This window comes from Denitrovibrio acetiphilus DSM 12809 (assembly GCF_000025725.1).
Classification (GTDB): domain Bacteria; phylum Chrysiogenota; class Deferribacteres; order Deferribacterales; family Geovibrionaceae; genus Denitrovibrio; species Denitrovibrio acetiphilus.
On the sequence record NC_013943.1, the window covers coordinates 888,775 to 911,914 of the forward strand.

The 23,140-nt window shown below is 42.9% G+C and carries 14 protein-coding genes; 9 read left to right on the forward strand and 5 right to left on the reverse strand.

Features of this window, described 5'->3' with window-relative positions; all coding sequences use genetic code 11:
• Positions 1-36: 36 nt before the first annotated feature.
• From alaS to DACET_RS04335, 6 genes are all read left to right on the forward strand, one after another.
• Positions 37-2,664, forward strand: a complete 2,628-nt coding sequence (gene alaS, locus DACET_RS04310) for an alanine--tRNA ligase (RefSeq protein ID WP_041230139.1) — start codon at positions 37-39, stop codon at positions 2,662-2,664.
• Positions 2,657-3,220 (forward strand): NUDIX hydrolase, encoded by a 564-nt coding sequence (locus DACET_RS04315; RefSeq protein WP_013010169.1) that lies wholly within the window; start codon positions 2,657-2,659, stop codon positions 3,218-3,220. The genes alaS and DACET_RS04315 overlap by 8 nt, the downstream gene beginning before the upstream one ends.
• Before the next feature lie 91 nt (positions 3,221-3,311).
• The gene (locus tag DACET_RS04320) at positions 3,312-3,779 is read left to right on the forward strand and encodes a chemotaxis protein CheX (RefSeq protein ID WP_013010170.1); all 468 of its coding nucleotides are present in this window, start codon (positions 3,312-3,314) and stop codon (positions 3,777-3,779) included.
• Positions 3,780-3,853: 74 nt separating this feature from the next.
• The gene (locus DACET_RS04325; RefSeq protein WP_013010171.1) at positions 3,854-8,563 is read left to right on the forward strand and encodes an NAD-glutamate dehydrogenase domain-containing protein; all 4,710 of its coding nucleotides are present in this window, start codon (positions 3,854-3,856) and stop codon (positions 8,561-8,563) included.
• Positions 8,560-9,852: a M16 family metallopeptidase gene (locus tag DACET_RS04330; RefSeq protein WP_013010172.1), complete on the forward strand. Its 1,293-nt coding sequence runs from the start codon at positions 8,560-8,562 to the stop codon at positions 9,850-9,852. Before DACET_RS04325 ends, DACET_RS04330 begins: the two co-directional genes overlap by 4 nt.
• A 7-nt stretch (positions 9,853-9,859) precedes the next feature.
• The gene (locus DACET_RS04335; protein ID WP_013010173.1) at positions 9,860-12,502 is read left to right on the forward strand and encodes a tetratricopeptide repeat protein; all 2,643 of its coding nucleotides are present in this window, start codon (positions 9,860-9,862) and stop codon (positions 12,500-12,502) included.
• Positions 12,503-12,600: 98 nt separating this feature from the next.
• Here DACET_RS04335 and DACET_RS04340 read toward each other — a convergent pair whose 3' ends face one another.
• Together DACET_RS04340 and metH are read right to left on the reverse strand one after the other, a co-directional pair.
• On the reverse strand, positions 12,601-12,987 hold the full coding sequence (locus DACET_RS04340; protein ID WP_013010174.1) for a class II SORL domain-containing protein: 387 nt from the start codon (positions 12,985-12,987) through the stop codon (positions 12,601-12,603).
• Positions 12,988-13,095: 108 nt separating this feature from the next.
• A complete protein-coding gene (metH, locus tag DACET_RS04345) occupies positions 13,096-16,446 on the reverse strand; it encodes a methionine synthase (RefSeq protein ID WP_013010175.1) in 3,351 nt (1,116 codons plus the stop codon).
• 177 nt (positions 16,447-16,623) lie between these two features.
• Between metH and DACET_RS04350 the strand changes: the two genes are divergently transcribed.
• Both DACET_RS04350 and DACET_RS16230 read left to right on the forward strand, forming a co-directional pair.
• The gene (locus DACET_RS04350) at positions 16,624-17,640 is read left to right on the forward strand and encodes a sulfotransferase family protein (protein ID WP_013010176.1); all 1,017 of its coding nucleotides are present in this window, start codon (positions 16,624-16,626) and stop codon (positions 17,638-17,640) included.
• A gap of 72 nt (positions 17,641-17,712) precedes the next feature.
• Positions 17,713-17,874 carry a hypothetical protein gene (locus DACET_RS16230; RefSeq protein WP_169304184.1) on the forward strand — a complete coding sequence of 54 codons (162 nt, stop codon included), beginning with the start codon at positions 17,713-17,715 and terminating at the stop codon, positions 17,872-17,874.
• Positions 17,875-17,927: 53 nt separating this feature from the next.
• On the opposite strand, the gene ablB is transcribed toward DACET_RS16230, so the two are convergent.
• Positions 17,928-18,740, reverse strand: coding sequence for a putative beta-lysine N-acetyltransferase (ablB, locus tag DACET_RS04360; protein WP_013010177.1), 813 nt, complete (start codon positions 18,738-18,740; stop codon positions 17,928-17,930).
• On the reverse strand, positions 18,733-20,049 hold the full coding sequence (kamA, locus tag DACET_RS04365) for a lysine 2,3-aminomutase (RefSeq protein ID WP_013010178.1): 1,317 nt from the start codon (positions 20,047-20,049) through the stop codon (positions 18,733-18,735). The genes ablB and kamA overlap by 8 nt, the downstream gene beginning before the upstream one ends.
• A gap of 165 nt (positions 20,050-20,214) precedes the next feature.
• Here kamA and DACET_RS04370 point away from each other — a divergent pair, with 165 nt between their 5' ends.
• The gene (locus tag DACET_RS04370; protein WP_013010179.1) at positions 20,215-21,159 is read left to right on the forward strand and encodes a 4Fe-4S binding protein; all 945 of its coding nucleotides are present in this window, start codon (positions 20,215-20,217) and stop codon (positions 21,157-21,159) included.
• Here DACET_RS04370 and DACET_RS04375 read toward each other — a convergent pair.
• Positions 21,156-23,099, reverse strand: a complete 1,944-nt coding sequence (locus DACET_RS04375; RefSeq protein ID WP_013010180.1) for a M3 family metallopeptidase — start codon at positions 23,097-23,099, stop codon at positions 21,156-21,158. The genes DACET_RS04370 and DACET_RS04375 overlap by 4 nt on opposite strands.
• Positions 23,100-23,140 lie beyond the last annotated feature (41 nt).

Below are 23,140 nucleotides of genomic sequence, written 5' to 3' on the forward strand. Positions count from 1 at the left end.
GCCCGCAGTGATATATATGGAGTAAAAAATATGGCTATGACAGGACAGGAGATACGCAAGAAATTTCTGGAATACTTTGCAGAACACGGTCACGAGATAGTGAGCTCATCGTCGCTGGTTCCACACGATGACCCGACACTGCTCTTTACCAACGCAGGTATGAACCAGTTTAAGGATACATTTCTGGGCAGAGAGACAAGAAGCTATACTAGAGCCACTACCAGCCAGAAGGTTGTGCGTGCCGGCGGTAAGCATAATGACCTTGAAAATGTCGGTGTAACATCACGTCACCATACTTTTTTTGAGATGCTGGGGAATTTCTCTTTCGGAGATTATTTTAAAGAGGATGCGATAAAATTCGGCTGGGAATTTCTCACAAAAGTTGTCGGTCTGCCGGCAGAAAAGATGTTTGTGTCTGTTTATAACGATGATGAAGAGGCAGCTCAGATATGGCGTGATGTTATAGGGCTTGATGCCAAGGATATTGAGTACAGAGGCGAAAAAGATAACTTCTGGGCTATGGGGGACACCGGTCCCTGCGGTCCGTGTTCTGAAATACATATCGATCAGGGGGAACACACGGGATGCCAGTCTCCTGACTGTGACAGAAACTGTGAGTGCGACAGGCACCTTGAGCTGTGGAATCTTGTTTTTATGCAGTATAACCGCAGCGAAGACGGTACTCTTACGCCACTTCCTAAACCTTCTATTGATACAGGTATGGGGCTGGAGCGTGTAGCATCTGTTGTGCAGGGAGTTACCAGTAATTATGACACAGACCTTTTCCTGCCTATTATTAAATATATAGCTGATCTCGCAGGGAAGAAGTACGGGGACAGCGAAAAAGATAATGTCTCCATGCGCGTTATTGCTGACCATAGTCGTGCAGCAACTTTCCTCATAGGTGACGGAGTTCTGCCTGCTAATGACGGGAGAGGATATGTTCTTCGCCGCATAATGAGACGTGCCATGAGACACGGGCGGATGCTAGGTCTTGAGGGCGCCTTCTTTTATAAAGTGTGCGGGTTTGTTGTGGATTTCATGAAAGGACACTACATCGAGCTTGCGGACAAAAAACCTTACATTGCAAAAGTTGTAACTAACGAGGAGCAGTCGTTCAGCAGAACCCTTAATACAGGGCTGAAAATTATCGATGAACTCCTTGAAAAGAATAAAGATAGTAAAACCATATCAGGAGAGGACATCTTTAAGATGTATGACACATTCGGATTTCCTGTGGATTTACTTGCTGATATCGCTGAAGATAATGGGTATGTCCTTGATAATGCAGGCTTTGAGCAGGAGATGCACACTCAGCAGGAACGTGCGAAAAAGTCATGGTCCGGTAGCGGAGAGCAGCGTGTTGCTGACGTATACATCAAGCTGGCAAGCACCCTTAAGAGCGAGTTTGTAGGGTATGAAGAACTCGAAGCTGAGTCGGAAGTAGCTGCAATTATCAAAAATGATGCTCAATCTGAAACAGCGGAAGGCGAATGTGACATCATCCTGACAAAAACACCTTTTTATGCAGAAGGGGGCGGTCAGGCTGGCGACATCGGCTATATAAAAACTGATACTGCTGTTTTTAAAGTGACCGGCACACATAAATACGGTGACGGGATGATAGCCATGCGGGGCTTTACAGAGCTGGGCGTAATCAAAATGGGAGAGACTGTCAAAGCACAGGTGGATAAAACTGCAAGAAGGGCAACTGAGAGAAATCATACATCCACACATATTCTCCATAAGGCTTTACAGATGGTTCTGGGCGACCACGTCCGTCAGGCAGGCTCACAGGTTAACCCCGAAAGACTGCGGTTTGACTTCAACCACTATGCTCCGGTCTCTGCTGAAGAGATTATGCGTATAGAAGAGATAGCAAATGAAGAAATTCAGGCAAATACAGCCCTGAAAAAGACATATATGAATATTGATGATGCTGTTAACTCCGGTGCCATGGCTCTCTTTGGTGAGAAATACGGTAACAAGGTGCGTGTTGTTGAAATCGGTGATTTCAGCAAAGAACTTTGCGGCGGGTGTCATGTTGACCGTACCGGTGATATTGGTCTTCTGAAAGTGACAAGTGAGGCATCAGTTGCCTCCGGAGTGCGCAGGATAGAGGCTGTGACAGGGATGGCTGCCGTTGCGGGGATGCAGAAACTTGACGCTCTTGCGAAAGACGGTGCGAAACTGCTTAAAACCACTCCGGACGGACTCTACGAACGTATGGTGGAGCTGACAGACAGCCTGAAAGATAAAGAGAAAGAACTTAAGAAGATAGCTGATCAGATGGCATCCAAAGACGCCGCAGGGCTCATGGACGATGTTAAGATCGTCAGCGGTATTAAGGTGCTTGCAGCGAAACTTGCAAACGGAGACGCAGACGCCATGCGTAAGTTTGTTGATACTGCCAGAGACAGGATAGGGAGTGGTGTTGTTGTCGCCGGAGCTGTCACAGACGACAAAGTTATTTTTGTGTGTGGTGTGACAAAAGACACCACAGGCAAAGTCAAAGCTGGTGATATCGTTAGAGAAGTTGCGAAGATTACCGGAGGAGGGGGTGGCGGACGTCCTGACATGGCGCAGGCTGGCGGGAAGCATCCTGAGAAGCTGGATGAAGCCATTGCAAATGTTGAAAAGATAGTGGAAGGTCTCGTTGGTTAAAAATTGTACCGCAAACTATATAGAAGAAAAACTTAAAGGTTATGATAGATATAAAATGGCGGTGACTGAACGTGTTGCCGCCGTTTTGGTTCCTGTGGTTAATATCGGTGATGACTGCTGTGTCATATTTACAAAACGTCTGCGAGAGCTTAATCACCACGGAGGGGAGGTCTCTTTTCCTGGTGGACTGAGTGAGAATGTTGACACCAGTCTTCGTGAGACTGCACTTCGCGAGACCTATGAGGAGATTGGTGTCAGACCGGACAATGTCCATGTTGCGGGTGTGCTGGATGATGAGCTTTCCAGGTGGGGGCATCGTGTTACGCCTTATGTGGGCGTGGTTAAAGACCCGGTGTTCAGCCTTCAGGCTACAGAAGTTGAGAGGCTTTATAAAGTACCTGTATCGCACCTTCTGCGGGATGATGTATACTATAGTGAAAGGTGGATGCGTGACGGGAATGTGCGCACTGTACATTTTTACAGATACAGGAATGATATCATATGGGGATTGACTGCAAAGATATTAAGAAAATTTATTCTTTTCATGAGTAAGTGACCATAAGATATGTAAAGTCTTTAATAGACAATGCTGTATATTTCGTCTATTCTTATGTTTATAAGCAAAGTATCTACATCGGGAGGCTTTGGTGAAAGCAGAATATGTAAACCCTTTTATATCCAGCACAATTAACGTTTTCGAAACAATGACAGGGCTTTGCCCGGTAAAAGGTGATCTTTACATTAAGTCGGATCAGAATCTCCATTACGATGTTTCCGCAGTGATAGGTATTGTCGGCGATGTTGTCGGTTATGTTTCGGTCAGTATGCCAGAAGGTCTTGCAATGCAGGTCGCCTCTATCTTCCTTATGGAAGAGAAAGAAGAGGTCGACACTGATGTTGGCGACGCCATAGGTGAGCTCATTAATATGATCGCAGGCAGTACAAAAAAGATTTTTACCGATAAAGGTAAGAAATTCAGTATATCTGTTCCTAACGTAATCACCGGACGGGGGCACACAATTCAGCGTCCGACACATATTATATGCGTCGGGGTCAAATTCACTCTTGATGATCAATCATTTGTAATTGAAATTGCTTTGAAAGAAAAGAAATAAGGGCTATTATTAACTGTGGAGTTAAGTGACACGGCTCCATAAATATATTCTTTTTTCCAATTAAGGGGGAAGAAATGAATCCTTCAAACTTTTCATGTATAACCAAATCTGATTTTGGTGAGTATAACTATGACCTGATATCAGAAAAGCACAGCAGAATATTCGGAAAATACAAGCAGGAGAATGAAGTCCTTTTTGATTTCAGCGGGCTTGTGATCGGGCATATTCCTCTCCATATGATCAAATTCCTTTCAGACGAAGACCTTGAAAATTTTATCAAATACTTATTTGATGTGCTAAACGGCAGACGCAAAAAAAAGGCTTATATCAAACCTGACAACCTTGAGGCAGCGGATTTTCTTATAGGTAATTTCAGCCTTATATCTGCTGTTACTGATGACCGTCCTTTTATATACGACAGTATATGGGGCTATCTTCAGGAACGTGACTATAAAAACCTTTTTATTCTTCACCCGATATTTAATGTTGAGCGTGACAGCAAAGGGAACGTGGTTAAAGTATCTGAGACCTCTATAGGCTCAAGGAACGAATCATTTGTAATGGTATTTCTTGAGAATAAAGAGGGAAACATCCTTAAAGACATCGCAAAGGACATTCAGGAAATATACGAACACACTATTGTTGCTGTTGATGATTTTCATAAAATAACTGAGCTGCTTCATAATTTGTCTACAGAGTACCGCTCAAGTTCTATAGATGTTTCACGTTTCATACACTGGCTGCTTCAGGATAACTTTATCTTTCAGGGGGCACGTGTAATTGATATAGATCAGGAAGATAAATGCTCAACTTGCAACAAACTGGGAGTTTTCAGACTCGACTCTTCCGAGCCTGACTACGCATCTATCAGGTCATACATAGAAAATGATAAATTTAATTTTGTTGAAGGCTATCCTGTCGTTGTGGATAAGGCTTTACGCCGTTCACGTATGAAAGAGAGGGGCTACCTTAACAGGATACTTTTTCTGGACAAGAGTTCCGGTTTTACCCGTGTGATATGCATTCTCGGGCTTTTTTCACGTAAAGGGCGACATACGCTGCCTTATGATATTCCTATAATTAAAGAGAAAGTGAAAGAAACGCTGAACCATTTTAACTTTGTGCATGGTTCGCACGATTACAAGTGGATCCGCGATCTTATTAATACATTTCCGAAAGTTGAACTGTTTAATTTTACGAAACAGCTGATGATCAAAATGCTGGAGCTTATTATTTCTATGCAGGGGACTAATCAGGTTCGGATATGTTATATGGATTTCCGCCCGCTGAGCAATCTTTTCTTCTTTGTGGCTCTGCCGGAAGACAGGTTTTCATACGAGCTTGTGAAAGAGATTGAAACATACCTTATGCAGCAGTTTGATGCCAGCGTTCTGGATGTATCAGTTCGTCAGGACGAGCACAAAAGGTATTTTCTGCATTTCCATCTATATGTGAAAAATATCGAAGTGCTTGAAAATATAGACGAAGGAAAGGTTAAAGGCGGCATTTATAATATGATGCGCACATGGGACTCTAACCTTTATGATGTTATACGTGAAAGGCTTGGCGGTTCTGAAGTTGATACTGTTTATCATAAGTATGTAAGCATGTTCAGTGAAACATATATAGCAAGAAACAGTGCGGAAGCGTCATTCGGCGATATTAAAATTCTGGAGAATCTTGAAGGGGTTCGTTCCAGACTCTATACAGATAACGGTACAGCCGTACTTAAAATTTATTCCGGAGCAAGATACCTCCTCACAGAGCTGATGCCTATACTGGACAACATTGGCTTGAAAGTTTACGAGGAAGATACTTATAAGCTTGTTTACGGAGATGAGAAACATTATGTCAATGCAGTATATTTTGCTGATATTGATGATCCAGAAGCTTTCTGTGCTGAGTACGGTACAATAATCCCTGAACTGATAAGCAAGATTCTGACAGGTTCTGTAGAAAGTGATAAACTAAATGGTCTTTCCATGAGCGAAAAATTAACTTACAGGCAGATCGGGCTGTTACGCGGACTCAGAAATTTCATACGTCAGATAGAGAGCAGTTTTACACTGAAAACGCTGAACAACTCACTTATACATAACTCTGGTGTGGCAAAATTGCTGGTTCAGCTTTTTGAAGAAAAATATAATCCTGCAAATAAGAAACCTAACATAGAGCCTATTTCCGATAAAATTATGGAAGGGATAGATAGTGTTATGTCTGTTGCGGAAGATAAAGCTCTGCGGTATTACCTGTGGGTGCTTGGAGGCATTGTCCGTACAAACTACTTCCGTCTGCCGGAACGCGAGTATATGTCCTTTAAAATAGCTTCCAAAACTCTTGACATAATACATGAGCCGAGACCTATGTTTGAGATATTCGTTCACTCTGCTCAGATGGACGGCATACATCTGCGGGGTGGTAAAGTTGCAAGAGGTGGACTGCGGTTCTCCGACAGAATTGACGATTATCGTACAGAAGTGCTTGGGCTTGTTAAAGCTCAGATGGTCAAAAACGCAGTCATTGTCCCTGTCGGATCCAAAGGCGGTTTTATCGTGAAGCACAGGCTTGCTGACAAAGCTGCTGACAAAGAAAATGTTATTAAACAATATAAAAATTATATAAAGGCATTGCTGGACATCACCGACAACTATGTTAATTCAAAAGTTGTTCACCCTGACAGGGTTAAGATATATGACCAGCCTGATCCTTACCTTGTCGTGGCTGCCGACAAAGGCACTGCTACATTCAGCGACCTTGCAAATTCAGTTTCTGTGGAGCGTGGATTCTGGCTTGGTGATGCTTTTGCATCAGGAGGCAGTACCGGCTATGATCACAAAAAAGTAGCGATAACTGCGAAAGGTGCGTGGGAAAGTGTTAAAAGGCATTTCCGTGAGATGGGTAAAGATATACAGACTGTCCCTTTCACTGTTGTCGGAATAGGTGACATGGCGGGAGATGTTTTTGGTAACGGTATGCTGCTTTCCAGACAGATAAAGCTTCAGGCGGCTTTCAACCATATGCACATCTTCATAGATCCTGATCCTGATCCTGAGAGCAGTTTTAAAGAACGGCAGAGGTTGTTTAAGCTTGCCACTGCTGCCACATGGAAAGATTATGACACGTCTTTAATCTCTGAGGGGGGCGGCATCTTTGACCGCTCGGCGAAGAAGATAACTCTGAATAAACAGATGAAGCAGATGCTTAATTGTGATAAGTCTGTTGTAACCGGAGAAGAGCTGATTCATCTTATTCTTCTCATGAAGGCTGAACTCCTCTGGAATGGAGGTATCGGAACATATATCAAAGCATCTACAGAAACGAATGCTCAGGTGGGTGACCCCGCAAACGATAATCTGCGTATAGATGCATCAGAATGCAATTTTATGGTTATTGGTGAAGGGGGAAACCTTGGTATCACTCAGCGGGCCCGCATCGAACTGGACATCAACGGCGTCAAAGTGAACACTGACGCTCTGGATAACTCTGCCGGAGTTGATATGAGCGATCATGAAGTCAATCTTAAGATTATGTTTGATAAACTACTTGCTGCAAAACTTATCGAGAGTGTTCCTGCCAGAAATAAATACATAGAGAAACTGACCAAAGCCGTTGAACAGCATGTCCTTTCGGACAACTATCATCAGTCTATGGTGGTAAGTTGCGGAGCTATGAGATATAGTGAAAATCCTGTTGTCTACAGGGAGCTTGCGAGATATCTGCGCGATATAGGACTTCTTGACTTCGGTATAGAAAACATTGAGTTCGTCTCACAGGACAGAGCTCCGACCAGACCGGAGTTGTGCGTGCTGCTGGCATACTCTAAGATTTTCCTGTATAACAGTATCGAAGCGGATCTTGATATTGAGCACGAGCTTGTGAAGAGAGAGTATATGAATTACTATCCTCTGGATACACAGCAGAGGTTTGGTGAGAAGCTCTTTGAACACTCACTCAGAAGAGAGATAGCGGCAACTGTCGTGGTGAACAGACTTACTAATCAGGCAGGGGCGACATTCTTTTACGAGCTTTATAAAAATAATAATGTCAGCTTTACAAAGCTGGCTGAAAGCTACCTCGTGGCGGAGGATGTGCTTAACTGTATTCCTCTGCGTCAGGAGCTTGAGAAGCTGGACAATAAGGCAGAGGCTAACGCAATTTATGTTGCTCTGATTGAGATAGAAAAAACTCTCAAAGTTGCAACTGCGTGGTTTCTTGAAGAAGCCAACAGGCAGCTTATCAAAGATAATAAAGAGATCTTTGAAAAAGTCGTTGCGGCTATACCCCGGTATATATCTGCGGATATGAAAGAGAAGTATGATGAAATGGTTACCTCACTTACAGACAGAGGTATCCCTCAGAAGCTTGCGAAAGCTGTTTGTAATATACGATACAGCAAATCCGCTTTTGATATATTTGATCTGGCTGTTAAGAACGGTTCAGATGTTAAGGATGTTCTTTACTGTTACTATGATGCGGGCTATAAGCTTGGCATCAACGAACTTACAACAGGAATGAAAAATGTTAAGATTCGTGATGAGTGGGAACGGGTAAACCTTGAAAGCATACTTATAAGGGTAAAATTAATACAGAAAGACATAACAGCGCATGCATGTTGCAGTGAAAGAAAATGGCTGGATAAGCTGATATCTTCTGAACCAAAATTCTTTGAAAACTATAGGAATTTTCTTGCAACTGTTCGGGATGGCGAGATAGACAGCCTGGTTCCGTACAACGTTGTGCTTGATATGTTTCATAATTTGATCAGGAAGGTGGATAGTCAATGATTAGAAAGCTGCTGATTGCGGTTTTTATTATAGTTATAGCCGGAGGTAATGTGTTGGCACAGCAGATAGAAAAACTGGACAATGGACTCACGCTTATTTATAAGCAGATACCGAATGTTAATGTCGTGTCTGTGCAGGCATGGATAAAAACAGGCTCTGTTAATGAGACCCAGAAAGAGAACGGAATATCTCACTTTCTGGAACACATGGTTTTTAAGGGGACAGACAAATTTGCCCCCGGCGATATAGACTCCCTCGTTGAAAGCAGTGGCGGTGTCTTAAACGCTGCCACCAGTAAAGATTATACTTTCTATTATGTAACAGCCCCTTCACATAAGGCGGAGGTCGCTTTTGACACTATCTCTGAGATGGTCTTTCATGCGAAGTTTATCCCTGAGGAGATTGCTAAAGAGAAGCCCGTTGTTGTGCAGGAGATAAAGAGAAAGTTTGACAGACCGACAGCGGAGATGTGGACTGATTTTGCTGAAATAATGTTTGGCGGTACTCCATACAGCAGAGAGGTTATCGGGACAGAGGATAATGTTAACGCATTTACGAGAGATATGCTTGTTGACTACTACAACAGGTATTATCACCCGGAGAATATGACACTAGTTGTTGTTGGGGACACTGATTTTAAAAAGGTGAGAGAGCTTGCGGATAAGTATTTCAGCTATAAACGTCAGGTGAGCCCGGGGCATAGGTACAGCAAAATCACAACTCTTGACCTTAAGGAAAATATAGAGAAGACTATAAGCAAAGACCTTTCGCAGGAATACGGCATAATGAGCTTTCCGGCTGAAGGGCTTATGGAAAGCGATGTTTATTCACTTGAGGTTCTGGGAGAAGCGCTTTCCGGCGGCGAGTTTTCCGCTCTTAATCTGCGTATGAAGTATAATAATCCTCTGGTTAACAGTATTACCGGAGGCTACTACGGGGTGCGCACAACCGGTTGCTTTATCTTTACATATAATGCCCAGCCTGGCAGGTCTGATGAAATAAAAAGTGAAATTCTGAAGATTATTAATGATCTGTCTGATATACTTACTGATGAGACAATAGAAAAGGCTAAAAACAGATTAAAAAGCCAGTCTGTGTTTCAGCGTGAAAAGTCATCCAGCGAGGCGAATGATATCGGTTATTCATATACTGTCGGACGTCCGGACTATTATCACGATTTTCTTGAGAACATGAATAAAGTCAGCAAAAAAAGTATAATGACTTCTGTTAAAAATATATTTGACAAAAAATACCTTTGGCTGAGAACGTTGCCTGATAAGGAGAAATAGTTCTGTCATGATTGAACTGCCTATGAGCGGATTCGCAGGAAGACGCGAACTTAAAGATAAACTTGCAGAGCTTTTGTCACAAGAGCTTGTTGACGAATCACTTATTATAAATGTGTACGGTCCCGAAGGGGTCGGAAAAAGCACTCTTGTAGCCGCTGTTGTGGAAGGTCTGCACAAGAAAGCATTTATAGCGGATATTGATATGAATATGCGATGTCTGCGCTTTCCGGAGAATGCTCTGTTTGCCATCAGGCAGGAGATAGGACCTGGGATTGCTGATAGCTTTGCACTGTTTGACCTGCTTTATTTAATGCGGATTGAACGCATACACGGCAAAACACAAGTTCCCCCTTCAAAGTTTTTTTACCACAACTCAGCAGTTCTCAACAGCGTTTTTGAAAAATACAAATCAGATTCACATTTTAGCCGTAATTTCTATAAAGCTGTTGAGGATGGACTTCTCGACGAGTGGTTTGAACTATATGCCAGAAAAGCGGTCTTGCGAATGTTTCAGGCACAAAATCAACTCAACTGGGAATCTCTGATCACTGCGTTTGCTCAGGGGATGAAAGACTATAAGAAGAAAACCGGCAAGGACATGATAATCATCGTGGAGAATGCCGACGATATCTTTGAGATAGATGACAGCGGAAACAGCTGGGCAGTTACTATTGCCGACAAAGCTCAATGTGGTAAATTCATATATTTATCAAAAACCTGCCTGCATCCGCAAAAGACAGGTGAGCACTCGCTTACTTTGCATCTTGATAATTTCGACAACGATGACGGGCGCGCATATTTCGATTCAATAGGGATAGACAGGGAAGCGGTTGTTGACACAGTGCTTGAAAATACAGGAGGGAATCCTGCCCTTGCGAGCTACTGTATTGAAACATCCGATATGATGGAAGAACGCGACGGTCGACCTGCAACGCCTGATATCTATGAGTCCGATGCGGAGAGCATTGTGCATCTCCACCTGAGTAATCTTAAGAGTGATGTTGCGGTATTTGCAAAAGTTATGAGCGCCGTCAGGCTTTTTGACACAGAGCTGTTTGAAGCTGTCCGTGCAGAATTTGCAAGAGATACTGACAAGAGAACTCTGCCGATGAAAGTTTTTACTGACATGCGCTTTGTCGAAAGGCTTGGCGGAGGATTTTACGCTGTACAGAGAGCCTATAAACAGCAAGCAATGAAAGCCCTTGATCCGGAAACACTGGAGAACATAAATTATCTTGCTTATCGTTTTCATATGTCTAAGCTTAACTCTCCGGAGGATTTCCTTAATTTCCCGTTGCATCTCTATGAAGCACTCCATCATGCTAAGGCTACTTTGGATATAGATGGATTTATCATGTGGTTCAGAGGGATAGAGAAAGAATACCTCTCTGCTGAGTTCTTTAATATGTGGCTTGGCATGTACGAAATAGTGAAAGAACACGTTGCGGAGGTGCTTGGCTCAACCCACGAAGAGACTGTAAGCTTCAGTAACACCCTCGCATATCTCTATCTGCGTGCTGGGAGACCGATCAACGCAGAAGATACAATGAAAAAAACTCTTGATGATTTTATTGCTCATTTTGGAAAAAATACTGCTGAGACAGTTCTTCCTATGAATAAACTTGCTTCGATTTATATGCAGACGGGGGATTATGACGCAGCGGAATCTATTTATGCAAACGGACTTAAAATACGCGAAGATGCCCTAGGTAAAGAGCATAGGGATGTTGCAGACAGCTTACTTCGGCTTGCAAACTTATATAAGCAACTTGATAAAAAAGGCGAGTCCCTTGCATTTGTCGAGCGTGCTGCTGTCATACTGAATAAAGGTAAAGAACAAAACGATGATGACAGGCTGGAAGCAGAAGAGAATATGGCAGAAGTATATGCTGAAACAAAAAATATGGCGAAAGCTGTTCAGATATATAAGAAGGTCTGTGCGCTGAAGAAAGAAAAGTTCGGTGAATATGCCAAGGAAACTATTAGAAGTCAGGTGAAATATGCTGAATCTGTTCTCAAAAACGGACAGCCGGGAAAAGCTGTCAAAGTTTATGAGGATGTTCTGGATAAAACTGCAAAAACCTTTGGAGGCAAAAGCAAAGCTGCCGCTGCCGCTGTAAACGATCTGGCTTTTGCTTATCAGAAGAATAAAGAATATGATAAAGCTGAAGAGATGCACAAGCGTGCACTTGAGATAAAAAACGAACTTTACGGAGACAATCACCCGAGCACTGCAACCACAGTTTCAAATTATGCCCAGCTTCAATATCTGGTGGGGGATCTGGCAAGTGCGGAAATTGGCTATAAGAAAGCAACGAAGGTTTATGAGACTGTTCTTGGAAGAGTACATCAAAAAACTGCTCTTGGGTTTAATAATCTTGGCTTCCTTACTTCAAGGATGGGACATTTTGATATGGCTGAGAAATATTATCTGGATGCCCTGAATAGCAAAAAGGCTCTTGGAGAAGAAAAAACAGTATCTTTTGCTTCAACGCTAAATAACCTCGGGGAACTTATGTTCAGGATGGGACGAAAGGAAGAAGCAAAGGGCTATCTTGAAAAAGCACTGGAGATATACAGAGATGCGCTTGGTGATGAACACAGCACTACACAAGTGATAATCAAAAATCTTGCAGTAGTTAATAAGTAATATCTTTCCTCACGATTGATTTTATCTTTAATATTAAGACTCATCATAGAAAAAGCCCGCTTTGAGGGCGGGCTTGGTAGTTTTAAACTTTGGAATAACTAGAAAGTAACTTCTGCGCTTCCTTCCCATAAACCGTGAATGTTGCAATAGGATGTAGCGATAAGTGTTCCTGCTTTTTCAAGTTTGATTTTGCAGGTAGAAACAGGTTCAGCATAAGCTGGTCCCTGATTTGCGCCGGCAGCAGCTTCACCGTGAGCAGAATACTCAAATCTTCCGAGGTTTATTACAGGACCCTCGGCAGGTTTGAAGTAGAGTGATATCCAGCTAATAAAGTGTTCTGTTGTATTAGGATGTGGGATCTCTTTCCCCACGGAAACTTCAACTACAAATGGTTCTCCGGCTTTAATACCTTCAGGTACGACAATTACCGGAACGTGTTTTTCAGATTTGAAATCTGCTGTTTTTACGAATTCTCCGATTGACATATTCAGCCTCCTTTATTGCGAGTAATTAATTTTACTTACAGATACACAATATCACAACCCAAAATTAAAATCAAACCTGATTAGTCTTTTTTTGTGATTTTAATATGCTCATGTTGTGAAATACTCCGCAGAGCTGTTGTGTATGATGATCGCACAAGTAGTATACTCAGAGACCATTTCATGGTTTTCTGTAATGCTGACACCTATTTGTGAGAAGTCTAATATACTGTCGAGCTGGTTATTCTGTGCCAGGTCAGGACATGACGGGTATCCGAAACTGTATCTTCGCCCTGAATAGCCCAGAGATATTATGCCGTGTGCTGTTTTGGCGTCTGCATGGTCGATTTTCAGATCCGTGCGTATCATTTTATGAGCATATTCAGCCATCGCTTCTGCGAATTCTGTGAAAAAGCCGTGAAACTGATAATATTTTTTGTATTCGTTGTTTTTAAATAGCTGCTGGCAATACTCCGCCGGTTTACTGCCTGCTGTGACGATATGGAATGCCACAACATCCTTTACACCGGAAGAAACAGGGTGAAAATAATCTGCAAGGCATACTCCATTCTCTAAGTTCTGCCTTGGGAAGACGAATCGTGTCAGTTCACTTCCGTCTTCATTATAAACGATAAGCTCTTCACCGTCTGAATTACACGGGAAATAGGCGTATCTTATCCCCATTTCGAGGAGCTCTTTATCTTTGATCTCCTGAACAGTTTCGTTAAATTCAGGTATCACAGTTTTAGTAAGGAGTTCTTCATATTCATAATCCGGCATGTTTTTTTTGCTGTAGCCCCACCTGTGAGAGAAGAGTGCAAGCTTGTTCATGTATTCAAGTATGTCGTCTGCTGTATAGTTCTCTGCTGTTTTAACTCCGAAGAATGGTGGTGCTGGCGGTGTCTCAAGCTTAGGGCTCTGCACTTTTTTAGGTTTGGCAGAAATATCTGCGTAGGTCTTTTCCGGTGCGATGCTTCCTTCGCTCTCTCCGCTGAGAACTTTTAAAGCGTCAAATGCGTCACGGCAATAACTCACCATGCCTGGCATAATGGGCATACAATCATTTTTAACAAATTTTTCAGTGAGGGCAGCCCCTCCGAGCAGTACCTTTTTGCTAAGCCCCTGCCTGTTTATCTCGGCGATATTCTCACGCATTATGTTAGTAGACTTAACAAGAAGCCCGCTCATCCCGATGGCGTCCGCATCCATCTCAACAGCTTTTGCGATCATCTCTTCAACTGAAACCTTTATGCCGAGATTATAAACTTCGTAACCGTTATTTGAGAGTATTATATCAACAAGGTTTTTGCCTATGTCGTGTACATCACCTTTAACAGTTGCGAGGACTATGCGCCCTCTTGTTTCGGTATCGCTTTTCTCCATAAAAGGCTCAAGCACTGTGACAGCGGTTTTCATAGTTTCCGCTGATTGTAAGACGAACGGCAGAAGCATTTTGCCTGCTCCGAAGAGTTCGCCTATCTCTTTCATAGTGTCGAGCATGATGTTGTTTATTATTTCTATGGGCTTCATAGTCTGCATCAGGGCTGTCAGTGTTTCTTCCAGTCCTGCTTTGCGTCCTTTCTTAATGAGGTTTTTTAGCATCTCATCAGGCGGCAGATCAGTTTTCTCCTCCTGCTGAACAATCCCCTCTTTTTTGCTGAAATGTTCTATAAAGGCCGAAAGTGCTCCTTCCTGACCTGCGAGGAGGTCTTTACTGACTTTAATGTCTTCTTCCGGTATGGCAGCCTGCGGCATAACTTTTGATGCGTGCACAATTGCCATGTCAAGCCCGTGTTCAACGGCTTCGTGAAGAAAAACGGAGTTGAGTATCGGTCTGCTGTCTTTTGACAGACCGAATGAGATATTAGATAGCCCGAGGGCAGTTTTTGCCCCTGTGAGCTTTTCTTTTATCATTTTAATGGCTTTATTTGTCTGTATTGCGGCATCAACTAGTGTTTTGTCTCCGCTGCCTATGGAGAATGTCAGTGGATCGAAAATAAGGTCATTGGGGTTCAGACCGTATTCTTTGGTAAATATATTATATATGCGCTCTGCGATTTCGAATTTTTTTTCTGCGGTCATCGCCATGCCGTCTTCGTCGATGGTAAGTGCTATGACAGAGGCGGGGTGTTTTTTTACTGCTCGGAGAATGATATGCAGTTTTTCCCCACCGTCTTCAAAGTTTATAGAATTTATTACAGGCTTGCCCGCACAGGACTTCAGAGCTGTTTCAACAACGTCCGGTTCGGTGGAGTCTATCACCACTGGTGCGGTGAGTGTTTTGTTCAGCAGATGCATAAACTTTGCCATATCTGCTTTTTCGTCACGTCCGGCATATGCAACACAAGCATCGATAAAGTGTGCTCCGGTTTCCTCCTGCTCTTTCGCGACTGCAAGCATACCGTCGAAGTCTTCTGCGAGAAGCAGTTCACGGAAGGCTTTACTGCCGTTTGCGTTTGCCCTTTCTCCGATGAGTGCAGGAGGGGGAGTCTGCATGAGCGTGGTGGATACGTATAGGCTTGAGGATTCGCCTGTGTACTCTTTAGCCTGTGGCTTGTTTGGTTTATATTTGTCTGCTATGGGGCGCAGTGCCTTTATATGCTCCGGTGTTGTTCCACAGCATCCTCCGAGTACACCGATGGGGAACTCCTGTACCATTCCTTCCACAATTTTTGCCATTTTGTCCGGTGTCATGTCGTAAACCATCTGTCCGCCTCTGTTTTCAGGCAGACCGGCGTTTGGTATGCACGAGATACGTCCGTTGAAGTTCTGCGCGAGGTCGTTTATAGGGTTGTGCATGAGGTCAGGTCCCGTAGAACAGTTAAGTCCGAGGGAGAAAACAGGATATTCACGCAGGAGTGTTACGGCTGCTGATATGTCTGTCCCCATCAGCATTGTTCCGTTCTGCTCTACTGTGATGGAAACCATAACAGGTGCATCAGAGTTTTTTTCGGCTTTGACGTCTATAACGGCATTAAGTGCTGATTTTATTTGTAAAAGATCCTGACATGTTTCAATAATGAAGAGATCAACGCCCCCTTCAAGTAGAGCTTCCGCCTGTGAGTGATACATAGTATATAAATCGTCGTAACTTATCTGTCCGAGACTGGGGAGCTTTGTACCGGGACCGATTGAGCCGGCTGTGTATTTCCCGTATTTATCTGCCGCCCTTCTGGCTATCTGTGCACCGAGAAGGTTGAGTTCATATGTTCTGTCCTGAAGGTCGTACTCAGACATGACAAGCTCTGTTCCGCCGAATGTATTTGTTTCTACAACATCAGCCCCAGCTTCAAAATACTGCTCGTGTATCTGCTGTATGATCTCAGGTGCGGCAACGTTCAGCCATTCGCTGCATCCGTTATAGCCCTGCCAGATTTCGTCTGTGATTTCGTAGTTTTGTATAGAAGTGCCCATTGCACCGTCAAAAAGAATTATTCTGTTTTTTGCAAATTCATTAAACATATATGTTTCTCCACATGTTGAGTGTGTTTTGAATTTAAACTAAACGATACGGCATGTAAAGTGCTTGTTCGCTGTTGCGGAGCATTGTTTAACGTCTTGTGGCACATATTTGTTGAAAAAGATACTGTTGAAGGGTAGAATCCAAACCGATATCTACTAACTTAAAGGATGTTATTTATGAGTGAAAAAGAAAAAAACAACGTGATGCGTTCCATAACAATGAGCACAAAAATGGAGATGCCGATATCTCTCGGTACTTTAGAATATATAGCAGGGGTGGACCCGAAAGAGACATGGTCAATAATAGGCGACGATGACGTCGATACGGAGTCTTTTGATAAACTCCGCGAAAAGCATTTTGATTCTATCAAACAACAGGAGTCCACAAAGGAGTTTCAAGACAAGCTTAAGAAGATGATGGAAGAAACGATTAATCTTTATCAGGGCATCCTGGGCGGAAAGAGTGACAGTGTAAAACCATATACTGAAGGCAGGTCTTTCAACTTTATCCTCGGTATGCCGAGAACAGGCGGAACAACACTTTATCAGGGGCTTTCAGATGCTTTCGAGTGGCCGTGGGAAAAGCTACTGTTCTCTATGACTCATAACTTTATGCCAAACGGCAGGTATTGCGTCGGACAGCCGAGCTCAGAGTTTGACATGGGGTGGAGGCTTCCGTGGAATTTCCATAACCTTATTTTCGAACTTTGCCAGTTTCTTGTCTACGCTAATAACGAAGCCCCCGACAGCGAACATATATTCCTCAAAAGCACAGCTCTCAGTTATGCTGTGAAATTCCTGAACTTTTTGTTCGGCGACAAGGCAAACTATTTTGTCACAACACGCCACCCCGGAGCTATTACTATGAGCTGCGGAAAGGATGATATCACGAGGGAAGACCATATGCAGAATATGCTGCTCTGGACAAACCTTTATTCCACTATCCTGCGGGAATGCAGACCTGTGGGCAGGGTGAAGGTTGTAGAGTATGGTGCTGGTCTTACAGAGGTGATAAATGCAGCATTTGAAAAACGCGAAATGGGTGAGCGTCTTGAAGAAACATCTTTCTTCGAGTATGACGATTACGATAAAGAATTTTATGAAAGTGAAAATGTTCAGCGTATGTTTGAATATGTCCAGATGTCATGGAAGCTCTTTGATAAAGACTTCCCGCTTCCTGAGAAATGTATATAAACATAAAGGGCGGTCATCTGACCGCCTTTTATTATGGTGTTGAAAGACAGAACACCACACATTTATGCGTTTATGAATGAGCTAATCACAGCTTTAGAGCTTATAAGTCATTGCGGGGAATGTAATGACGAAGCAATCTCAGGATTAACTAACGAGTTCAGAGACTGCCGCAGCTCTGCGGGCTTCGCAGTGACATATTTTGCGTATGCTCTGGATGTGACAACGAAGTTGTAGCTTCGTGTGTTAAGCACGTTTGAAGCAATAGAAGCGGGGTTACCCGTGAGAATCTATATCACTTTGTACCAGATATTCATACTCTCTATATCGCCGTTAATATTGGTGTTGTTGTAGAGTGTTCCGCTATAGCTGTAACCGCATCTGGCAAAAGTTTTATTCATGCCGTATGAGACACTCCTTGCAATAGTGAAGAATGATCTTATGCCTCGCTGTTCGAGGTCTTTTTCCATCTGCTGTAGGAGTGAAACCGCAAAGCCTTTCCCTCTGTGTTCGGGAAGTGTGGCAAAATCCGTCATCTCCGCCAGACCTGATTTGTTGTCAACTTCGGCACTGGAGGTGGCTATCATCTCGCCATTTTCAAATACGCCGTAATAGGTGACGTGACTGTCCATCATCTCCATTATAAAATCCCTGTAGTATATCGGGAACGGATAAGATTTGAAAACTGTTTTATATATTGCTATCTGGGCGTCGATGTCGTTTTCGTTCAATGATCTTATCTCGAAGTTTCCCGAAGTTTCTTTACTGTCGCAGGATAATGCAGTGGATATAACATCTTTGATTTCGTCCATATTCTGAACATCTCTGCGTTTTTCGGAGAGGTATTTTGCAACGAAGAAATACTGCTCGTACATACTGTTTTCAAGCTGCCCTTCAGTCACATAATTCTTCTTTTCAAAGAGAGCAACTCTTGTCTTAGGCACTTTCGCTATAATTTTGGAATAGCCCTGTTTCCTCGCTAGAAGTTCGACTATATCGACAGTGGCATTCCCGTCTTCTTCTGAAAAGCTTAATATATAGGCTCTGTCGTTATGTTTCCCGTGCTGGATCTGAGAATTTCCAACGGTGATTATTTCATCCATTTGAGTTTCTCCTTATGATTCTTTCGTTATCGGCGGGGATGAGTGATGTTTCATCATCATAGTCAGCCATAAGTTTTTCCACACCCACCGGTGGAAGGTATTCCCTCCCTTCGGTTTTTAGTTCCAGAGTGCATGTTTCGCATTTTCTGTCACAAAAGACAGGTTCATAGCTGTCCGGCTCTTTATATGTGCAGATAACACCTTCATAGTTTCGAAGTATTACCTTGTTTGTTGCGTAGCTGACCACATAGTTAGGCGTGACAGGTATCTTTCCACCGCCACCAGGTGCATCTATGACATATGTCGGCACAGCAAAACCGCTGGTGTGTCCTCTCAGGGATTCGATTATCTCTATCCCTTTGCTGACAGGTGTTCTGAAGTGTGAGAGCCCTTCAGAAAGATCACATTGGTATATGTAATAAGGTCTTACCCTGTTCTTCACTAGCTTGTGCATCAGAGATTTCATTATATAAGGACAGTCGTTGACACCTGCGAGAAGAACGGTCTGATTGCCCATAGGGATTCCCGCCTTAACAAGCTTTTTTAATGCCTGTCTTGATGAGTCAGTAAGTTCTCTGGGGTGATTGAAGTGAGTATTTATCCAGAGGTTGTCATATTTACTGAGAATGTCGATCAGATCCTCAGTAATTCTGTACGGAAGAACGACAGGCATTCTTGTACCAATCCTGATAACCTCCACATGCTCTATACTGCTTATCTCGTCAAGCAGCCACTCTATGGCACTGTCTGACAACATGAACGGGTCTCCGCCGGAAAGCAGTACATCACGCACCTCTTCATGTTCTCTTATATATTCAAGCCCTTTTATAAGGGAATCTTTAGCTGGGATATGATCCTGGTCGCCGACTTTTCTTTTTCTTGTGCAGTGGCGGCAATACATTGCACACATGTTGCTAACATGGAACAAAACTCTGTCGGGGTATCTGTGTGTTAAATTTTCAACAGGGCTGTCGGAATCCTCTGCCAGAGGGTCACCCATTTCGTATGACTCAACATGCAGTTCTTCTGTGGAGCAGCATGACTGTTTAAAGACGGGGTCATCTTTATAGTTTTCAATGTCAATTAGTGATGCATAGTAAGGTGTTATAGCCATAGGGAATTTTCTGAGGGTTATTTTCATCTCTTTCTTTTCTTCGGGTGAAAAAGAGATGTTCAGAACATCTTCAAAGTCTTCAACGGTTTTTATAGTATGTCTGAACTGCCATCTCCAGTCTTTCCAGTCTTTTATGACAGCTTTTGAACTTATGTTCTCTGCGATTTCCTGTTGAGATTTAGTATAAATACTCATAGTACCTCCGAGTTTTGGGCATTATAATTCATATATGAAATATTTCAATATATAATTTGCATATTGTTGTTAAACTTCTGTGAATATGTAAAGAATGTTAATTTTGTTTTTATATGAATTAAAAGCATACAGGGGGGTCTATCTGTTTATGTAAAAGGAGACATTATGAATAAACGCAGATTTTTCATTCAGCTTATATTTCTGGTTGTGATTATTACTGGCGGAGTCAGATTTATGATTTACATCCAAGAACTTAAGCAAGGTATCATGACCGGTACAAGACCGGGGGTTGTTGAGGGATTTCTACCTATCAGTGCTCTTATGTCATTTAAAAAGTTCATTATGACGGGTGCATATGACTTCATACACCCAGCGGGACTGACACTTTTTATATTTATTATTCTGGTGAGTATTATATTTAAAAAGAGTTTCTGCAGTCATATATGCCCTGTGGGTTTTATTTCAGAAAGTATATCGCTCTTAAGTAAAAAAATCAGAATCAATAAGTATCTGTTTCATATACTCACCGTTGTGAAGTACGGGATTCTTGGTTTTTTCGGCTACATGATCCTATGGCAGATGTCTGTCAGGTCAATTGACTCATTCCTTAAAGCACCTTTTAATATAGTGGCAGATGCTAAGATGATGTATTTTTTTATGCCTCCGTCGAGAACCACTATTATTGTGCTCGCTGTGGTGCTTCTTCTGACACTTATTTCAAAGAATGTGTGGTGCAGGCTGCTCTGTCCCTATGGAGCTTTGCTTGGACTGATCTCTATTTTATCGCCGTTCAAAGTTAAGCGTGATGCGTCCGCATGCGTGGATTGCCGGAAGTGCACAGCCGTATGTCCCAATGATATTCAGGTGCACCAGAAGGGGCGAATTGACAGCCCTGAATGTTTTGGTTGTTTCGACTGTGTTTCAAACAGGCATAATGACGAGTGCCTTAGGGTTACGGGTGGTTTGAAACATTCTTATCTACCTTATATCATTGCCGGACTGCTCGCTGTGACCGTTATTTCCGCCATGTCGGCAGGTTATTGGAAATCATCAGTCAGCAACGAACAGTACAGGCGGTATCTTAATGTTATCAATCAGGTTGGGCATTAAGCGGGATTGATGCCGTTTATGATTAACAGGCTTTTGTTATCCGGCTCTCTGCCTGAGAACTTTTTGAAAAGTTCGATAGGGTCAGCAGAGCCGCCCTTGCTCAGGATGTTACTCAAAAAACTTTCTCCGGTTTTTTTGTCAAAAACGCCGTTTTCAAGAAATATCCTATAGGCGTCGCATGACAATCTCTCAGCCCATTTATAGCTGTAGTATCCGGCTGCGTATCCGCCTCCGAAAATATGGCTGAAGCCGTTCTGGAATTTGTTATATGAAGGTGGTTTGATCATCGATGTTTTTTCGCGTACTTTGTCCAGCTCTTTCTGAACCTGCTCTGCTGTCAGTGCGTCTGCGTGGATGTTCATGTCGAAAAGTCCGAATTCAAGCTGCCGCAGAAGAGCTGTTGCAGACATGAACGTGCGCACACAATCGAGCTTCTCTATCATTTCATCAGGGATGATTTCTCCTGTTTCGTAATGTCTTGCAAACATTTTAAGGACATCAGGATTGTATGCGAAAAGTTCCAGAAATTGTGAAGGAAACTCAATAACATCCCATTCAACACCGTTTGTGCCGCTGACATCAACTTCGTCAATTTCGCTGAGCAGGTGGTGAAGGGCGTGTCCTGTTTCGTGAAAGAGGGTGACAACCTCACGGTGCCCAAGCAGTGAAGGGGAGTCGGCTTTCTCCTGTGGGAAGTTAGCGCAAATCATTGCTGTGGCGGGGTGCATTTTATCATCTTTGTCAAGATGTCTTACCTGCCAGTCGTTCATCCATGCGCCGTCACGTTTGCCTTTGCGAAAGGTCAGGTCTGTGTATATCCTCGCAAATGTTTCTCCGTTTCTGCTTATGTCATATGCTTTGACACTTTCGTGCCATACTGGAACGTCAGTTTTTTTGAAACTGATGCCGAATATCTTTTCGATAAAAGTAAATAGCCCGCTGACTACATTGTTCAGTTCAAAATACGGTCTGTACAGCTGCTCGTCATAACCGCATTTCTGGAGGCGCAGCTTTTCGGAGTAGAAACCTGCATCATATGCCTGAATGTCCTTCAGACCGGACAATGCCCGTAGTTCGTTAGTCTCCTGTTCAGCTTGTTTATACGCTTTTTCTGCGAGATCATTAAGAAAAGCTATGACTGTTTCAGGCGAGTCCGCATTTTTGGTTTCCAGCGAAAGGTCGCTGAATTTTTCGAAGCCCAAAATCTGTGCCTTCTCTTTTTTAAGTTTTAGTGTCTTTTCTATGATTTCACTGTTCTGCGGTGCCCTCGTTGTGTAAGCTTTGTAAAGCTTTTCTCGTATTTCTCTATTGGGGCCGTAAGTCATATAGGCGATATAGCTAGGCATTTTTAGAGTAAACGTCCAGCCGTTCTCACATTTTGCAGCTTTAAGGTCGGGGGCTGGGATGCCTTCGACATCTTCAGGTTTGTCTAAAAATATTTCAAAGCTGTCCGTATCTTTAAGGACATTCTGACTAAAATCCGTACTGAGTCGGCTTAACTCCAGATTGATCTCCATCAGCCTTTTTTTATGGTCTGACGGAAGGTGAACGCCGGAAAGCCGGAATTCTTTCAGCATATCGTCCATGACTTTTTTCTGTGTTTGGTTGAGATGTCCTTTTTCTGTTTCTGCTACAGCCTTCACTGCTTCATAAAGCTCTGTACTCTGCCCCAGTTCTGTCTGATATTCTGTCAGCAGGGGGATACATGCGTTGAATACCTCCTGGGTTTTGTCAGAATTATTTACACTGTTGAGCAGGTATACAGGGGTGAAAAATTCGTTTATATGTGAGCCAAGTTCTGTCAGAGGGCGTATAAATCCTTTGTAGGTTTTGTTATTGCTGTTTAAAAGCTCTTTAATCTTCTGCCTGTTTGTATCAAGCATTCCTTTGAGTTCGGCAACAGCATTTTCCAAAATATCAGTTCTATAGTTTACAAACATGTACAACTCCGAGTATAAAATAAGTTATCTTATATAATATA

Coding starts and splice junctions, on each gene's coding strand:
- DACET_RS04375 (WP_013010180.1), bottom strand. CDS start 23,099: ATGTTTGTAAACTATAGAACTGATATTTTGGAAAATGCTGTTGCCGAA.
- DACET_RS04350 (WP_013010176.1), top strand. CDS start 16,624: ATGAGTGAAAAAGAAAAAAACAACGTGATGCGTTCCATAACAATGAGC.
- metH (WP_013010175.1), bottom strand. CDS start 16,446: ATGTTTAATGAATTTGCAAAAAACAGAATAATTCTTTTTGACGGTGCA.
- kamA (WP_013010178.1), bottom strand. CDS start 20,049: ATGAGTATTTATACTAAATCTCAACAGGAAATCGCAGAGAACATAAGT.
- alaS (WP_041230139.1), top strand. CDS start 37: ATGACAGGACAGGAGATACGCAAGAAATTTCTGGAATACTTTGCAGAA.
- DACET_RS04340 (WP_013010174.1), bottom strand. CDS start 12,987: ATGTCAATCGGAGAATTCGTAAAAACAGCAGATTTCAAATCTGAAAAA.
- DACET_RS04330 (WP_013010172.1), top strand. CDS start 8,560: ATGATTAGAAAGCTGCTGATTGCGGTTTTTATTATAGTTATAGCCGGA.
- ablB (WP_013010177.1), bottom strand. CDS start 18,740: ATGGATGAAATAATCACCGTTGGAAATTCTCAGATCCAGCACGGGAAA.
- DACET_RS04370 (WP_013010179.1), top strand. CDS start 20,215: ATGAATAAACGCAGATTTTTCATTCAGCTTATATTTCTGGTTGTGATT.
- DACET_RS04335 (WP_013010173.1), top strand. CDS start 9,860: ATGATTGAACTGCCTATGAGCGGATTCGCAGGAAGACGCGAACTTAAA.
- DACET_RS04325 (WP_013010171.1), top strand. CDS start 3,854: ATGAATCCTTCAAACTTTTCATGTATAACCAAATCTGATTTTGGTGAG.
- DACET_RS16230 (WP_169304184.1), top strand. CDS start 17,713: ATGAATGAGCTAATCACAGCTTTAGAGCTTATAAGTCATTGCGGGGAA.